The 17,009-nt window shown below is 37.0% G+C and carries 9 protein-coding genes; 7 read left to right on the forward strand and 2 right to left on the reverse strand.

Annotated elements, in window-relative coordinates; translation table 11 throughout:
• Positions 1–167: 167 nt before the first annotated feature.
• The gene (locus QUH73_RS08685; RefSeq protein WP_289530046.1) at positions 168–4,064 is read right to left on the reverse strand and encodes a fibronectin type III domain-containing protein; all 3,897 of its coding nucleotides are present in this window, start codon (positions 4,062–4,064) and stop codon (positions 168–170) included.
• Positions 4,065–4,442: 378 nt separating this feature from the next.
• On the opposite strand from QUH73_RS08685, the gene QUH73_RS08690 reads away from it, so the two are divergent.
• The 4 genes from QUH73_RS08690 to QUH73_RS08705 all read left to right on the forward strand — a co-directional run bounded on the left by QUH73_RS08690 (position 4,443) and on the right by QUH73_RS08705 (position 10,635).
• The gene (locus QUH73_RS08690) at positions 4,443–7,706 is read left to right on the forward strand and encodes a UvrD-helicase domain-containing protein (protein ID WP_289530047.1); all 3,264 of its coding nucleotides are present in this window, start codon (positions 4,443–4,445) and stop codon (positions 7,704–7,706) included.
• 61 nt (positions 7,707–7,767) lie between these two features.
• Positions 7,768–8,550 carry a toxin-antitoxin system YwqK family antitoxin gene (locus QUH73_RS08695; protein WP_289530048.1) on the forward strand — a complete coding sequence of 261 codons (783 nt, stop codon included), beginning with the start codon at positions 7,768–7,770 and terminating at the stop codon, positions 8,548–8,550.
• Positions 8,551–8,858: 308 nt separating this feature from the next.
• A complete protein-coding gene (locus QUH73_RS08700) occupies positions 8,859–10,100 on the forward strand; it encodes an isocitrate/isopropylmalate dehydrogenase family protein (protein ID WP_289530049.1) in 1,242 nt (413 codons plus the stop codon).
• The gene (locus QUH73_RS08705) at positions 10,078–10,635 is read left to right on the forward strand and encodes an HDIG domain-containing metalloprotein (protein ID WP_289530050.1); all 558 of its coding nucleotides are present in this window, start codon (positions 10,078–10,080) and stop codon (positions 10,633–10,635) included. Before QUH73_RS08700 ends, QUH73_RS08705 begins: the two co-directional genes overlap by 23 nt.
• Positions 10,636–10,691: 56 nt before the next feature.
• On the opposite strand, the gene QUH73_RS08710 is transcribed toward QUH73_RS08705, so the two are convergent.
• Positions 10,692–11,261, reverse strand: coding sequence for a DUF2284 domain-containing protein (locus tag QUH73_RS08710; RefSeq protein ID WP_289530051.1), 570 nt, complete (start codon positions 11,259–11,261; stop codon positions 10,692–10,694).
• A gap of 186 nt (positions 11,262–11,447) precedes the next feature.
• On the opposite strand from QUH73_RS08710, the gene QUH73_RS08715 reads away from it, so the two are divergent.
• The 3 genes from QUH73_RS08715 to QUH73_RS08725 are packed head-to-tail and all read left to right on the forward strand — an operon-like array spanning position 11,448 to position 16,944.
• Positions 11,448–13,229: an SLC13 family permease gene (locus tag QUH73_RS08715; RefSeq protein ID WP_289530052.1), complete on the forward strand. Its 1,782-nt coding sequence runs from the start codon at positions 11,448–11,450 to the stop codon at positions 13,227–13,229.
• Between the two features lie 44 nt (positions 13,230–13,273).
• On the forward strand, positions 13,274–14,089 hold the full coding sequence (gene cysQ, locus QUH73_RS08720) for a 3'(2'),5'-bisphosphate nucleotidase CysQ (protein ID WP_289530053.1): 816 nt from the start codon (positions 13,274–13,276) through the stop codon (positions 14,087–14,089).
• 35 nt (positions 14,090–14,124) lie between these two features.
• Positions 14,125–16,944, forward strand: a complete 2,820-nt coding sequence (locus QUH73_RS08725) for an alpha/beta hydrolase family protein (RefSeq protein WP_289530054.1) — start codon at positions 14,125–14,127, stop codon at positions 16,942–16,944.
• The last annotated feature ends 65 nt before the right edge of the window (positions 16,945–17,009 follow it).

Consider the following 17,009-nt stretch of genomic DNA (forward strand, 5'->3'; position numbering starts at 1 on the left):
ACTAATTAAGAGATCAAACAGATAAAATCACAGTGATGAGAGAGTCAGTTATTTAGAACCTGTAATGATGATTACGTGTTTGATTATTAATTTGTTACATTGTTTTAAGGAATAAAAAAAGGACAGGTAGTGAAACCTGTCCCTGAATATGACAATTCGAAGTGAATTTATAATTTAATTAGCTTTTTGGAGATAATTTCATCACCATCTTCAATAGAGATAAAATACATGCCTGAAGGTAAATTTGAGATATCAATTGTATTACTTTCCTGATCAAGAGTTATAATTTGAATTGTTTTTCCTGTTAAGGAGCTTATTCTCACTTTTGATTGAATGTTGCCTTGAATGTAAAGGGTTACAAAATCCTTAGCGGGATTAGGATACAGCTTTAATTCTTCGATAGGAGGAGTTTCACTAAGCGGACTTCCGAAGGCTAAGCCAGAAGATTTAGTTGCTAGAGCAGGAGCAGTATTGCTAATGTCTACGGTATAATCCTCAACTTCTCCCTGACTAAATATCTCACATCCTGATTTCGCAGCTCTTCTGTGTTTTAGCATAACCCTCATTCTGGTTTTGCCAATTGCGGCATTCGCAGGAATTGTTATGTTGGAAGATGAAATTCCGGCACTGGCAGTATAACCTGAAACCACTATTTCATTACTGGTAAACTCACCATCACGGTTAAAATCAATATATATTCTCCAGTTCGCAGTATAAGACCTCGATTTGTATCCTAGAGAGAAATTCAGAGTATAGCTGTTTCCTGGTTTTACGCTTGCAGTCATATTGGTATAGTCGCCGTAACCACCGTCATCACCCGACGGATTATTCATATTCGCCAGCTCTACCAAGTCGATGTATTCATAGCGGGTATCCTGGCCGTAGGATTCACAATAATCAGGCGTGGTCGATTCTGCAAGTGTAGTTACTGATTGAATTGAAGTATAAGCACTTGATCCGGAACTGTTACTGGCAAGAACCTGATATTCGTAGGTTGTTTCTGCTATTGCGCTTGAATAGTCGAAACTTGTTGCCGATGTGGTGAAAAGTTCCCAGTTACCACCTTGTTCTCTTATTTGAAGATCGTAATTGTCTGCGAATTCCATACTATTCCAGCTTAAACTAAAGGAATTAGATGTAATATTCAACGCAGTTAATCCAGTAGGTATCTCCGGCACTGGAATAAGATCTGTTGTTAATGATCCTATGGCCGAGTAATCACCAGAACCAATATTATTATTCGATCGAACCCGAAATTCGTAGCTGGTTGAAGCCAGGGCAGAGGTGTAATTATATGTGGTTAAGCTTGTGTTGAAGCTTGACCATGCTCCTCCTGTTACACGAATATCCAAATCGTAATTATCAGCATCGGTAACAGCATCCCAACTAATTGTAAATGAGTTGTAGGTAATGTTTGATGCAATTACGTTTGATGGCGCTTCCGGAGCTGTTGGAGCCACTAATGTAGCAGCACTTACAATACTTGAATAGTCACTGGAACCAACAGAATTGTTCGCTCTTACCTGAAATTCATAAGTTGTTTCAGCATTTAGTCCGGTATAATTGTAAGTAGTCGTGCTTAAATTTATAGTACTCCATGTTCCACCTGCTGGTCTTACATTTAAATCGTAATCAACAGCTTCAGCAGTAACATCCCAGGTAATGGTGAAAGAATCATAGGTAATGTTTGAAGCAGCCAGATTAATTGGTGTTGCTGGTGCCGAAGGAGCAACAAGAGTTGTTGCGGTTTCTATGTTTGAATAATCACTGGAACCAACAGAATTGTTTGCTCTCACTTGAAACTCGTAGTTGGTTTCAGCATCCAGACCTGAGTAATTATAGCTTGTTCCACTTAAATTTATAGTACTCCATGTTCCACCTGAAGGTCTTACATTTAAATCGTAATCAACAGCACCAACAGTAACATCCCATGTAATGGTGAATGAATTATAGGTAATGTCAGAAGCGGTTAAATTCGTTGGTACATTCGGGGCAGTTGGTGCAGCAAGGGTAGTTGCTGATACCAAATTTGAATTAACACTTGAACCAATGGAATTATTTGCTCTCACCTGAAATTCATAAGTTGTTTCAGCATTAAGTCCGGTATAATCGTAATTGGGGTTGCTTAAATTTACCGTAGCCCACGTTCCTCCAGCAGGTCTTACATCAAGATCGTAATCTGTTGCACCTGTTACAACATCCCAGCTAATGGAAAATGAATTATAAGTAATATTCGATGCGGTAAGATTTGCCGGAGCAGCGGGTACAGTTGGCGCTGCTTCGGTTACTACAGAAGCAATTGCAGAATAACTGCTTGACCCTGTATCATTGTTTGCTCTTACTTGAAATTCGTAAGTAGTTTCGGCAACAGCTCCAGAGTAATCATAGGTAATTTGTGATGTGTTGATAGTTTGCCATGCACCACCTTGTTCTCTTATTTGAACATCATAACTAATTGCACCACTAACGGCATTCCATCCAATACTAAAGCTGGTTTGAGTTACGTTCGAGGCGGTTAAGCCTGAAGGAACAGATGGTAAATTATCATCGGTAAGTGCCTTGTAGGCATTTAATCTGCCACTGCCAAGTTTACCGGCGTAACGAGTATTTAAATCGTCAATAGGGTCGGTGTTGTCCACTAATTTGGCACGTAATTCGGTAGGAGTAATGTTTCCTGCATATTTTGAAACAACAAGAGCAGCAACTCCTGATACATGCGGGCAAGCCATTGAAGTTCCCTGAAATACTCCGTAATTGTCATTGGGAAAAGTACTAAGAACAGCCGTAGGATCCTCATTAGTTGTTTCCAGTTCTCCACCAGGAGCAGCAATATCAACCCATGTTCCGTAATTGGAATAGTACGCTTTCACATCATTTTTATTGGTAGAAGCAACCGCAAGTACATTGCTGTAGTATGCAGGATAGTATCTGCTTTGAGAGTTGTCATTACCGGCAGCAAAAATTACAATACCGCCGTTCATCGGAGCATTTGCACCACCTGCATTGGCAATAAAATAGTCAATACCATCAAGAACAGCTTGGTCGTATTGATAAGGGGAAGTATAACTCCAACTGTTCTGTGAAATAACTGCTCCATTATCTGCCGCATAAGAGTATGCTTCAGCAAAACCACCGCTTGAGGCACTAAAAACATTACAAGACATTAATTTTACACCGTCATTGTTTCCGCTTCCGCCTGCAATACCACTCACTCCAATTCCATTGTTGGATACAGCGGCAACTGTTCCGGCAACATGAGTTCCGTGATCACCTACGTAAATGTCACCGGTATTGTCAGCAAAGTTATATCCATAGATATCATCAACATATCCATTGTTATCATCGTCAATACCATTACCGGCAATTTCACCAGGGTTTATCCACATGTTTGCGGCTAAATCTTCATGGTCATAATCGACACCGCCATCTTCAATTGCTACAATAACGTTCGGATTACCTGTCTCTACCTGCCAGGCTTCCAATAAACTGATATCTGCACCTGGAGTTCCATTGTTCTGGCCTGTATTTTCGTAATGCCACTGATCAACAAAACGGGGATCATTGGTTCCTGCTGGAAGAGCAGTTGGAACAGGAATATCATTACTTTCAGAAAGTTTAACACCTTCAATTTGTTTGGTTGCGTTAATTCCTTCAGCCATCGAAACCTCAGCAACATTCTGATAAGATTTTATGAGTTGGGATACCGGAGTTGATGTATTAAATTCCACTTCGTACCAAAGGTGCAGGCCAAATTCTCTGTGCTTAGCCTCAAATTTACCTGCATCACGAAACACACGACGCATTTTATTTGCCTTAAACTGTTGGTTTACTTTGTCAAGATTCGCGATGTTGGTGCGAACAAATTCTTCAGTACTTTTGGTTTTTAATTGACTCCTGTCGATTAGGAGCTGGTGTAGCTCGTTTACCTTTTTATCGGATTTTGGAGAGAATTTTATCCGAATAATTCCTTTGTATTTTCCATCGTTGTCTATTTCCCGTTTTTGGGAATATCCAGAGGAAATAATAAAAATACAACAAAGAAGAAGAGTAAAGATTCTTTTCATAGTTAATGGTTTATAGTGAATATTTTGATAATAAAGCAGAAGTTAGGTAAAAATACAGACGATGTCAATAGTTGTTTGTTATGATGAACTAATATATTATTGTATTTGCATGTAATTATATTTTTATGTTATTCTGAAATTTGTGATGGTAAGACTTTTGTTTTGCATATAAATTGGCATGTTTGAATTTTTACCTGATGTTTTTAATGTTGTTTTAAATTAAACTGTATTTGTTATTAGGTTAAGTATAAATAATATTGCATTTGTTTATTATTTAGAATTGCAAGATGGTTTGGAGCTAAATGATTATTTTATTTTTGCATTGCTTCTCACCTCATAATTATTATTGCTATTTTCGGATTAAATAAAGATTAAAATATGTCCGAACTTTCCATATATCGAGCTTCTGCAGGGTCAGGAAAGACCTATACGCTTACCAAAGAGTATCTAAATCTAGTTTTTGATGATCCGTTAAATTATAAAAGTATTCTTGCTGTTACCTTTACCAACAAGGCTACAGATGAGATGAAGTCTAGAATTGTAAAAGAAATTTATCTTTTGTCACAATCTGATGATTCGCCTTATGCCAAAGAATTAAAAGAAAAACACAATCTGAATTCTGTTGAATTGATTTCCAGAGCAAAAGAAATTTTAAACAGATTGCTTCACGATTATTCCCGGTTTTCTGTCACTACCATTGATAGTTTTTTCCAGAAAGTGGTACGATCTTTCACCCGGGAAATTGGCCTGCAAATGGGTTATAATATTGAACTGGATCAACGAAGGGTATTGAATGAGGCTGCTGATTTACTTTTTACTGATGTAGATAAGGATCTGCAGTTAAGATCATGGCTTACCGATTTTGCAGAATCGAAAATCAGAGAAGGAAAAAACTGGAATTTTAAACAGGAAATTTTAGACGTTGGCAATGAAGTTTTCAAAGAAGATTTTAAAAATTTCTCTGATAAATTAATTGACAAACTTTCTGATAAAAATTTCCTGAGTTTCTATCGTAAAATCTTAAAGGAGATAAAAGATGATTTTGAAGGGTTTTTCAATAAAATAGGAGACGAAACAAGGAGGGTTTTGGCTCAACATGCTTTGGATATTACTGAGTTTGCATACGGGAAATCAGGTGTTGCAGGTTATCTATCGGGTTTAGGAGACGGAGGGAAAATGGATCCGGGAATCAGAGCCAGGTCGGCTGTTGATGTTCCCGAAAAATGGACTACGGGGAAAGCAAGTACTTCAACCAAACAAGCCGTAGGTGAGGCATATAGTTCGGGCTTGAATGACCTATTGAAAAAGGCTGTTAATCATTACGATGAACAGTCGATGTTGTATAAATCAACAGATAAAACCTTGAGTTATATTTATACTTTGGGGATATTAACAGACTTGTCAAAAAAAATCCAGGAGTTTTCCGAGAGCGAAAATATTTTCCTCCTGTCGGATGCGAGTCGTTTGCTCCGAAGCATTATTGGAGATAATGACACGCCTTTTATATATGAGAAAATCGGGAATGTTTACAAGCATTTCATGATTGATGAGTTTCAGGATACATCGTCGATGCAGTGGGAAAGTTTCAGACCACTGGTGACAAACTCTTTGGCCGAAGGGAATCACTCTTTGGTTGTTGGAGACGTAAAACAATCTATTTACAGATGGCGTAATGGTGACTGGAAAATATTATCGGAACAATTGGATCAGGATTTTGAAGGTTTAGGTGTGAATGGCATGACCCTAAATTACAATTGGCGAAGCTCTAAAAATGTGATCAATTATAATAATTCGGTGTTTGCGCTTGGAGCGCAGATTTTGCAGAATGAATACAATGCCTCTATTCCTGCCGATATTTCGGATGGATTAGCAGAGGAGCAGGAGAAAATTACAGGTGCTTATCAGGACGTTTATCAACATTTTCCGGAAAGTAAAGAAAAATTTCCTGGATACGTAAAAGCCCATTTTATTGAAAAAGAGACTGATTCAGATTGGATTGAGAGGGTGCTGGAAGATTTGCCATTGAGAATTGAGCAATTTCAGGAAATGGGTTATCAGGCAAGAGACATTTCCATATTGGTTCGAAATGGAAAAGAAGGAGGTCTGATTGCTGATACTTTAATGGCGTATCGCGCAAGCGAAAATGCAAAAGAAGGCGTCAATTACGATGTGATCTCAAACGATTCACTCTATTTGAAGAATTCTTCTGTTATTAGTTTTTTGACTCATTTACTGACCTACTTTGTATATCCTGATGATAAAATAAATCTTGGGTTTTTAAAGCAGGAATATCAGGTTTACATTCAAAATCAGCAACAGGAAGATAAGGATAAATTGTACACAGTTTCTAAAGATGAAAATACATTTGAATTTGTTTTTCCCGATGAATTTACGGCCAATATTCCTGCTTTAAAAAGGCAGGCTTTGTATGATTTGGTTGAGAAATTAATTCATATTTTTAAATTGAATGAGCGTGCTCAGGACTTCCCTTTTTTAGAGGCTTTTCAGGATTTGGTGTTGGGATTTACAAAGACAGATGCTCCGGATTTGAATTCTTTTGTGGACTATTGGGCTGAACGAAAGGATAAGGAAGTAATCTCAGTTTCAGATCAACAGGATGCAATTCGAATCATGACGATTCACAAGTCGAAAGGTTTGGAGTTTAAGGTGGTGATTTTACCATTTTGCAATTGGGATTTGGACAATGCACGACACACAAACATACTTTGGTGTCAGCCTAAAGTAGAAGGTTTTAATGTTTTGGATATACTTCCTGTCCGATACAGCAGCAGCTTAAAGGAAACCATCTATTATCAGGAATATTTCACTGAAAAATTGCAGTCATACATTGATAATCTGAATCTTTTGTATGTTGCCCAAACCAGAGCCGAAGAGGTTTTTATTAGTTATTCACCACTTTCGGCCAAGAGAGATTTGAAAAATATTTCAGACTTGCTTTTGTTTGCCTTCGAAAACTCAGACAACTATTCTTCGGATTTTAATGGAAATAAAATAGTGTCTTTAGCACAGAATTGGAACAAAGAAGGTAAATATTTTGAATTGGGCGAATTGAAAACCAGAGTTTCCGAAGTTCAGCAAAAAGCAACGGAGAAGCGGAATGAGTATCCTGCTTCTTTGCTCGATGATCGGTTAAAGTTACGGGCGCATTCGGCAGATTATTTTGATTTTTCGGAAGCAGAATCGGTGGAGACCTTTTCACCGGTAAGCAGAGGAAATATTCTGCATCAGATGTTTCAACTGATAGAATACAAAGAGGACGTTGACAAAGCTGTAAGTCAACTTCAATTTGAAGGGAAGCTGGATCAGATTCAAGCTAAAGAAGTTTCACTTTTTGCTAAAGAACTTTTGAATGATCCAATTGTTTCTGAATGGTTTTCGAAAGACTGGACGGTGGTTAATGAAAGAGATATTCTTTTGGGCAAAGGGGAAGTGCAGCGACCAGACAGAGTTATTTACAAAGGAAAAGAGGCGGTTGTTATCGATTTTAAGTTCGGAAAGAATAAGGAGAATAGTCACAAAAAGCAGGTTTTAGCTTACAAGAAATTGATTCAACAACTAGGATTCGAAAAAGTGAAAGCATTTGTTCTCTATGGAAAACTGTCTGAAATAGAGGAAGTATAATTATTATTGCTTTCAAATTGAAATCCTGTTACCTTGCACGGTCAAACAAAAAAACTAACAAATGAAAAACATTACATTCCTGATTAGCGTTTTGCTATTACTTAATTCCTGTGATTTTCTGAGTGGTAAATCGAAAGAACAAGCAGAGAGTAAGATGATTGAAACAAAGGACACTGTTAAGTCAAACGTGAAAAATGGAATCAAAAAGTATTATTTTGGAACTGGGGAATTGAAATCCTACGTTGAGTATAAAGACAATAAAAAAGTTGGTATCAGTGAAACCTTTTATAAAACAGGTGAAAAACAGTATGATATACCCTATGTAGATGGGATGAAACACGGTACTGTTTTATGGTATTATAAGGATGGAAAAGTTTATCGGGAAACCAATTATGAGAAAGGAAAAAAGAATGGATTTCAGAAGAAATTCTGGGAAAACGGGAAATTGAAATCTGAACTTTTATACAAAAATGATATGCTTTGTGTGGGTTTGAAAGAGTATGCCAAGACAGGGAAGGAGAAGTCGGAACCTTACATTAAAGTGGAGAAAGTTGATCTTTTAAAAACAAAGGAGGAATATGTTCTTAAATTCCGGTTGAGCAATGGGCGGAATAAAGTACAATTTTATCAAGGTAAATTAATCGATGGAAAATTTTTGCCAATTGGTACCCGAGGTCTTGTTGAATTGAAAACCACTGCAGGAGTAGGCGAATTAAGAATTCCTATTTCTAAAGGTTTTAATATTGAAAAGAACATTTCTATTGTGGCTGTGGAAAAAACCACGTATCAAAATGATCGGATTTTAAGTATTATAGTTCCTGTTTCCATTCGAAATCCGAACTAAAGATTAATTTTATTATTGATATAAAGCTCCTTTTTGGGGCTTTTTTTTTGTTGAAATAAACACTGATTTTCCTCATAAGATAAATGATTGTAATTTGGTATATTTAAGGTGATATATCACACTAATACCAATTTAATTTCAAAATAGACTTTAAATAAAATGAATTAATTTTTAGCTGTATCGAGGCAAAAAAGTAAAGCATAGCCATGTTACGATGCATCTTTTTTAACGAAGATATAGCTAAAAAGAAACATTTTATAAGGCATGTTTTGATGTTAATTTGGTATAAACTTACAAAACAGAAACTTATGACCAGGAGAACTATTGTTGCTATGCCCGGTGATGGAATAGGCAAAGTTGTACTTAACGAAACCATTAGGATCTTAAATTCTGCCGGATTTGAAGCAGATTACGTGGTAGGTGATATCGGTTGGGAATTTTGGTGTAAGGAAGGGAATCCTCTGCCTAAGCGAACGATTGAACTGCTTAAAAAGCATAAAATAGGATTGTTTGGTGCCATAACGTCCAAACCAAAGGATGATGCAGCGAATGAATTGGCTCCGGCTTTGCAAAATAAAGGATTGGTGTACTCAAGTCCAATTGTAGGTTTGCGTCAGTACTTCAACCTCGATATATGCATTCGTCCCTGTAAAACCTATAAAGGAAATCCGTTAAATTTTATCCGCAGAGGCAAAGGAGGAGCAATTGAAGAACCAATAGTTGATGTTGTAATTTTCAGACAGAACACAGAGGGTTTGTATGGCGGGGTAGAATGGTCAAATCCCGATAATACGGTTTATGCCGCACTAACTTCACATCCTAAGTTTGTGAAGAATTTTGGCAGTGTGCCAAGGGAAGATCTATCCATTTCCACAAGAATTTTCACGAGAACCGGTACCACCAGAATTTTAATGGCAGCTTTCGAGTACGCCAAAAATAATGGATATAAATCGGTTACGCTTTGCGAAAAACCAAATGTTATTCGCGAGACTTCAGGAATGATGTTCAAGTTGGCACAGGAAATTCAGAAGAAAAAATTCCCTGAAATTGAACTTTGGAACACAAACATTGATGCTCAAATGATGTGGTTGACCAAAAATCCTGAAAATTACGGAGTGATTGTCGCGGGGAATATGTTTGGAGATATTGTGTCTGATGGATTTGCCGGGCTTATTGGAGGTTTAGGCTTTGCCTGCAGTGCACAAATGTCTGATGAAGGAATTGCTGTATTTGAGCCAACTCATGGTTCTGCTCCCAAATATGCCGATTATCCTATTTCCATAGTAAATCCTATTGCTATGGTAGAATCAGCTTGTATGATGTTGGAGTACCTGGAAGAAAAGGAAATAGCTGCAAGAATTAGAAAAGCGGTTGCTGAAGTGATTGAAGAGGGAAAGGTACAAACCTACGATATGATGAAGATGACAGGCAGTACCGATGTGCTTGCTAATGGTGCTGCATCAACTCAGCAAATGGCAGATATTATTATTGAAAAGTTAAAAACGAAATATTCCAACAATCCTGATTATGAATATGAGAAAAATAGTTAAGGAATTGTGGCCCGAACTCAATTGGATTGAAGATGAGGAGCTAAGAGAAAAGACGACTACGGTATGGGAGATTGCTTTGGAAAGAAGTGTACTGTCCGCTGAAGATCTTCAACGAATTCCTTTTACCCTTTTATGTGGACCGGATCTTAAAGTGAGTTTTATGGATCACAAGCAATGCGTAGTACATATAGCAAAAGAAAGCGGTGAAAAAATGAATTCTTTTTTTAAAGACGAGTTGCTTGTGGATATGAATGTTTTACTTTCCGGAGCCATACTTTGTGACGTAGGTAAGTTGTTGGAATATGTTTTGGATGAGGAAGATAATGCAGTTCAGGGCACATATGGGAAATACATCCGGCATCCGTTTTCAGGAGTTTCATTGGCCGAGGAGTGTGGCATTCCACCCGAGGTTTGCCACATTATAGCTACGCATGCAGGAGAAGGAAATATGGTGAAAAGAAGCACCGAAGCTTACATTGTTCATCATGCCGATTTCATGACCTTCCTGCCTTTTAAAGAAAGATTAAAAGTGTAGTTTTATACGAAATAAAAATCATGGAAATAAACTCCGGCTAACTAAATTTGCCGGAGCTATTTTTTTAATATGGCTCCAACACTGCTTACAAAATCAGGTATTTGATCTTTCGAAGCCCATTGTAGTTCATGTTGAAACAGATCGGTCATTATTTTGTTTACATTAAAACCAAAGGCAACCAAATTGTAACGCATTTTTTCGGGGATATGACATTCCTTTCCAAAAACAAGTCCACAGGTAGTGCAAAGCTCACAACTATTTGCCGCAATCATTTTTCCATTCGCCGGCTCAATTTCCCGAAGATAGGTTTGCAGTTCTTCTTTAATAAAATTGTATGCATGCAAGGCTTTGTCTTCAATTTTTCCAAATTGATGAGGAGATGTGTAAAATAAATAAAGAGATATATTTGGATAATCCTGAGCATAAATAGTAAAGGCCGGGCAATTGGGAGGGCAGGTCCATTTTTGAGAATGGTTCGGGCAGCCATTTTTACAATAAGCATTAAATTCTTTTGGGTTTAAGTAGGATAAAATCTCATTTGTTTTAAGTTCAAGATGCTTAAAGTGAATCGTTATTGGAGAGTTGTTAAGCTGTTTTTCCAAGTTGCCCGTTTTGTAATTCTTCATATTCGAATTGTTTTTAGAAGTTGTAAATTTAGTTGTTTTGATTGGTGGCAGCTATCAGCTTTTAAGGTTTATTGGCATAAATTTTAACTGTTTAATAATTCAGGGGTGCAAAGGATTTAAAAATGAGCTTTCAGCTTACAGTATTTTTGTATCTTCGTAGCTTAAACTCAATCCAAAACCCTGTCTATGCTCTCATTTGATGCGATCGTTGTATTAATCGTGTTGGTTTTTATTCTGATATCATTCTATAAAGAATGGGTTGGCCCTGCTTTTACTTTCCTGATTGGAGTTGTTGTTCTTGGGATTTTTGGGATTCTTACTCCTTCAGAAATACTTAGTGGATTTGCTAATGATCAGGTTTTTGTCATTTTAATGCTCCTGTTGATTGGAGATATTATCAGGGATTTGGGTATTGTTGAAACCCTATTTGATAAGGTATTTCAAAAAGCCACTACTTATCGGCAATTCATGGCACGCATGATATTTCTAGTGGGAGCTTTTTCAGCTTTTTTAAATAATACACCTCTTGTTGCTGTAATGATGCCATATGTGCATAATTGGAGTAAACGCAACAATATTTCTCCTTCAAAACTCTTAATTCCATTATCATACGCAGCTATTTTAGGTGGATGTATAACTCTAATTGGTACATCAACAAACTTGATTGTAAATGGTATGGTAATCGATCAGAAGATTATACCTGCATTGGATTCACTTGACATGTTCAGCTTTGCATATGTTGGTATTCCAATGATGTTTATTGGATCAATTTACCTTTTGATTGTAAGCAAAAAGTGGTTGCCGGAAAAAGAGGATGTATTGGGTGAGTTTTCTGAAAATTCGCGAAAGTACATCGTTGAAGCGCATGTTAAATCCAATTCCGGTTTAATTGGAAAATCAATTGAAGAGGCTGATTTAAGAAATTTGAAAGGTCTTTACCTTTTTCAGATCAACCGGGGCGATGTAAGAATTGCTGCAGTTTCGCATGAATACAGACTGGAAGAAGGCGATCGTTTATTGTTCGCAGGCGATACCGAAACAATTGCTGATTTGGTGCTTCCTAATTCAGGATTAACCCTTCCAACTGTTGGAATGTTAACGCATAAAAAGCACATAGAGGTTGTTGAAATTGTAATTTCTCATAACTCAACCTTGATATCCAAAACAGTTAAGGAGGCAAACTTCAGAGGTCATTTTGATGCTGCAGTTATTGGAATTCATCGAAATGGAGGTAAAGTAAGTGGGAAAATTGGCGAAGTAAAACTTCGCGCCGGCGATGTACTATTGCTTTTAGGGGGAGACGATTTTGTTGATCGTTCTCATTTGGTTCAGGATTTTTATTTTATATCGAAAGTTAAAGAATTCAGAAAGCAGGAAGCTTATAAAATATGGTTACTACTTGGAGGAACGGTGTTGGCTGTTGTCTTGTCAGCCCTAAAAATTGTGCCTTTATTCATGACTTTAATTGTGATGATTATTGTTATTCTGGCTTTGAAAATTTCTAATCCTAAGGATATTGCATCAAGGGTTGATTTTAATTTGGCTTTAATTATTTCTCTTGCCTTGGCATTTGGTACTGCCATGATAAAATCAGGTTTAGCAGATATAATTGCCGACCTGTTGATATCAGTATTTATTCCATTGGGAAGAGTTGGTGTCTTGTTCGGAATTTATTTGATTACATCTGTACTTGCAGCTTATATCACCAATAAGGCTGCCGTTGCTATTGTATTCCCTATTTCGCTCACAATAGCCTTGAATCTTCATCTAAATCCGGAACCTTTTGTTTTGGTCGTAGCATTTGCAGCAGCTGCAAATTTCATGACTCCAATTGGTTATCAAACCAACTTAATGGTATACGGACCAGGTGGATATACCTTTAAAGATTTCTTCAAAATCGGATTTCCTCTGACCATTATTTATATGCTGGTTACTGTATTAATACTGTCATACATCTATTTTTATTAATTGATAATTCCACAATCCTTAGGGATCGTTAAGTATAAAAACCTATGAATTTTAGTAAAAGAAAAGAACTTCTTTTTGCGGCGATAACAGCATCGTTAAAAGCCGGGAAAGAGATATTGGAGGTCTATAATTCCAAAGATTTTGAGATCAAGATTAAATCAGATAACAGTCCGTTAACAATTGCTGATCAAAGAGCACATCAAGCTATTGTGTCGATATTGGATGAGCTCGGTTTACCTGTTTTAAGTGAGGAAGGAGAACATTTGGGCTTCGAAATTAGAAAAAACTGGGAATATTGTTGGATTGTTGACCCTCTTGATGGCACGAAAGAATTCATAAAAAGGAATGATGAATTTACGGTGAATATTGCTTTGATAGAAAATGGAACATCCATTGCGGGGATTATTTATGTACCTGTTTATAAGCAATTGTATTTTTCTGATAAGGAATTGGGAGCATTTAGAATGGATGATATTGTAGATTGGTCTGGTGATTTTGATCAATTAATTGGTGAATCCAAAACACTTCCGCTTTCTCAGGATCGAAAATCTATTCGGGTGGTGGGATCCCGTTCTCACATGAGTCAGGAAACGAAAGATTTTATTTCGAAGCTGCAAGAGGAACATGATAATGTTGAGTTAATTTCAAAGGGGAGCTCTTTAAAACTTTGTATGATTGCAGAAGGGGAGGCTGAGGTTTACCCTCGGTATGCTCCTACAATGGAATGGGATATTGCTGCAGGGCATGCGATAGTATCGGCTTCAGGAGGAAAGGTTTTACATCTAAATTCCGATGAGGAAATATCATACAACAAGGAAGACCTTTTAAATCCTTGGTTCATCTGCAAAAGAGAATACTAAACAAACAATACATACAAACACAACAAATTTAGGGAATGAAAAAATCAATACTTGCCATATTGCTTTGTCTGTTTATTGGCAGCTTAATGGCACAAACAAATAAAATTCCATTAAGTCATGCCGATTATGATCATTGGAATAATCTTAAAAATCAACAGATATCTGCCAATGGAGAATGGATTACTTATGAGGTGAATCCTCAAAAAGGAGATGGGTATCTTTATCTGTATCAGGTAAGTGCTGGTAAATTGGATTCGGTTTCCCGTGGATACAATGCGAAATTTTCTCCGGAAAGTGAAATTTTAAGTTTCAATATTAAAGCTCAGTTCGATACCATTCGACAAGCAAAGGTGAAGAAGATTGAGAAGAAGGATTTACCAAAAGATTCATTAGGGATTTGGAATTTAATGGCAGACAGAATTCTTCGATTTCCGGAATTGGAATCGTTTAAGATGCCTAAGGAAAAAGGAAATTGGATGGCATTTTTATTGAAGATGCCTAAGGAAAAAATGGATTCGTTGGTTGGCGATTCAATTGAAAAACCAGAAAAGAAAACTAAAGGTGAAAAGGGGAGTAAGGACAAAGAGAAGATTGAAAAAGGAGAGCTCGTAATCTTAAATTTCCTGTCGGGAAAAGAGTATCGATACAAAGATGTTTCTGATTATGCCTTATCGGAAAATGGAAATGCTGTTTCTTTTGTTCAGATTGAAGGGGATAGTATTCAAACCTCGAAGGTGAATTGGTTTACTGCTAATAAGGAGCAGGTTAAAACTGTATTCGAAAAAGAAGGAATTGCAAAGAAAACATCTTTAGCACCTAATGGTGATCAGCTTTCTTTTATTTTTTCTGCTGATACTCTCGAGAATAAAACTTTTGTTTTATACTATCAAAATATAAAACTTAACGCCCTAAAGGTGTTGGTGGATACCTTAAGTAAGGATATTCAGAAAGATTGGACGGTAAGCGAGAATGGCGAAATATATTTCTCAAAAAATGGAGAGAAATTGTTTTTTGGAGTAGCTCCCAGACCGATTAATGAGCCAAAAGATACTCTGCTTGACGAGGAAAAATATCATGTTGATGTATGGAACTGGAAAGATCCTTTGCTGCAGCCTCAACAGAAAGTACAAGCCGAAAAAGAGAAGAAAAGAACTTGGTTAGCCGTGTATAATCCATTGGAAAATAAAGTTTTGCAATTGGGAAATGAAAATTTACCTGAAGTGAAATTGTATGATGATGGAAATTCAAAATTAGCACTTGGATCCTCATCATTGCCATATCAGCAATTGACTTCGTGGGAGGATTGGTATTCCGATTACTATGTGGTAGACACAAAAACGGGAAAGAAAGACTTGGTGTTGGAAAAGAAAAATTCACGCGTGAATATTTCTCCTGCTCAGAAGTACTTGATCTGGTTCGAAACTCAGGATAGTATTTGGTATTCGTATGAGATTGATAATCGAAAAACTGTAGCCTTAACAAAGAAGATAAAAGCTAATTTTTACGATGAAATTCATGATACTCCGAGCGATCCCAGTCCATATGGAGTAGTGGGATGGACAAAGGGAGATGAAGATGTAATTATAAGTGATCGATATGATTTTTGGAAGTTGGATCCGACAGGAGTGAAAGGTTCGGAAAATATTACCAATAGTTTCGGTCGTAGAAATAAGATTCGTTTTGATTATGTGAAATTGAATGAAGAAGAACTATTTATTGATTTAAAAAAGCCGGTTCTTTTGAGTGCGTTTCATGAGTTCACTAAGAAATCGGGTTTTTATCGCTTACAGCAAGAGGAAGAACCTGAAAAATTGCTTTTTGAGGATGCAGGTTTCAATACTCCTCTGAAAGCAAAAAATGCAAATCAATTGATATGGAAACGATCTACTTTTAAAGATTATCCAAACTTATGGACTGGAAACATGAGGTTTTCTGATCCAAAACAAGTATCGGATGCGAATCCACAGCAGAAAAATTACCTGTGGGGCGATGTTGAATTGGTGAAATGGACTTCAGGTGATGGTGAGGAGTTGCAAGGTTTATTGTACAAGCCGGAGAATTTCGATCCCAATAAGAAATATCCAATGTTGGTTTATTTTTACGAGAGAAGTTCCGATGCATTGCATCGTCACCACGTGCCACAACCCAATTGGTCAATTATCAACCCCAGCTATTGTGTGAGTAATGATTACCTGATTTTTATGCCTGATATCACCTATCATAAAGTCGGTTATCCAGGCGAATGTGCATATAGTGCTGTTGTAACGGGAACTCTGAGCATGATGGATCGTTATTCTTTTATCGACAAGGAAAACATTGGTTTGCAAGGTCAAAGCTGGGGCGGATATCAAATTGCTTATTTGGTAACCAGAACAAATTTGTTTAAATGTGCAATGGCCGGGGCTCCTGTATCCAATATGACATCGGCATATGGAGGAATTCGTTGGGGAACAGGTATGAGCAGAATGTTTCAATACGAGCATACACAAAGCCGTATTGGAGGAACTCTTTGGAACAGCACATTGCAATACATTGAGAATTCACCGATATTTTTTGCTCCCAAAATTGAAACTCCCTTATTAATGATGCACAATGATCATGATGGTGCAGTACCTTGGTATCAGGGAATTGAATTGTTTGTAGCGATGCGTCGTTTGCAAAAACCATGTTGGCTGTTGTCTTATAATGATGAGGATCATAATTTGAAAAAGCGACCAAACAGAGTTGATTTATCAATCAGAACAATGCAGTTTTTTGACTATTATCTGAAAGGAAAACCAGCTCCTGAATGGATGGTTGATGGTATTCCTGCTGTTAAAAAAGGAACTACTGACGGTTACGATTTAGTGAAATAGATAAAGAAATAGTTTATTTTAAATGCGTCCTGACAGGGGCGCATTTTTTGCTTGTATGTTTTCTC

The sequence above is a fragment of the Labilibaculum sp. K2S genome (genome assembly GCF_030372765.1).
Taxonomy (GTDB): Bacteria; Bacteroidota; Bacteroidia; order Bacteroidales; family Marinifilaceae; genus Labilibaculum.

Bases quoted from the DNA above. Each gene is read 5' to 3' on its own strand.
- QUH73_RS08710 (WP_289530051.1), bottom strand. From the start codon at position 11,261: ATGAAGAATTACAAAACGGGCAACTTGGAAAAACAGCTTAACAACTCT.
- QUH73_RS08700 (WP_289530049.1), top strand. From the start codon at position 8,859: ATGACCAGGAGAACTATTGTTGCTATGCCCGGTGATGGAATAGGCAAA.
- QUH73_RS08695 (WP_289530048.1), top strand. From the start codon at position 7,768: ATGAAAAACATTACATTCCTGATTAGCGTTTTGCTATTACTTAATTCC.
- QUH73_RS08705 (WP_289530050.1), top strand. From the start codon at position 10,078: ATGAATATGAGAAAAATAGTTAAGGAATTGTGGCCCGAACTCAATTGG.
- QUH73_RS08725 (WP_289530054.1), top strand. From the start codon at position 14,125: ATGAAAAAATCAATACTTGCCATATTGCTTTGTCTGTTTATTGGCAGC.
- cysQ (WP_289530053.1), top strand. From the start codon at position 13,274: ATGAATTTTAGTAAAAGAAAAGAACTTCTTTTTGCGGCGATAACAGCA.
- QUH73_RS08685 (WP_289530046.1), bottom strand. From the start codon at position 4,064: ATGAAAAGAATCTTTACTCTTCTTCTTTGTTGTATTTTTATTATTTCC.
- QUH73_RS08690 (WP_289530047.1), top strand. From the start codon at position 4,443: ATGTCCGAACTTTCCATATATCGAGCTTCTGCAGGGTCAGGAAAGACC.
- QUH73_RS08715 (WP_289530052.1), top strand. From the start codon at position 11,448: ATGCTCTCATTTGATGCGATCGTTGTATTAATCGTGTTGGTTTTTATT.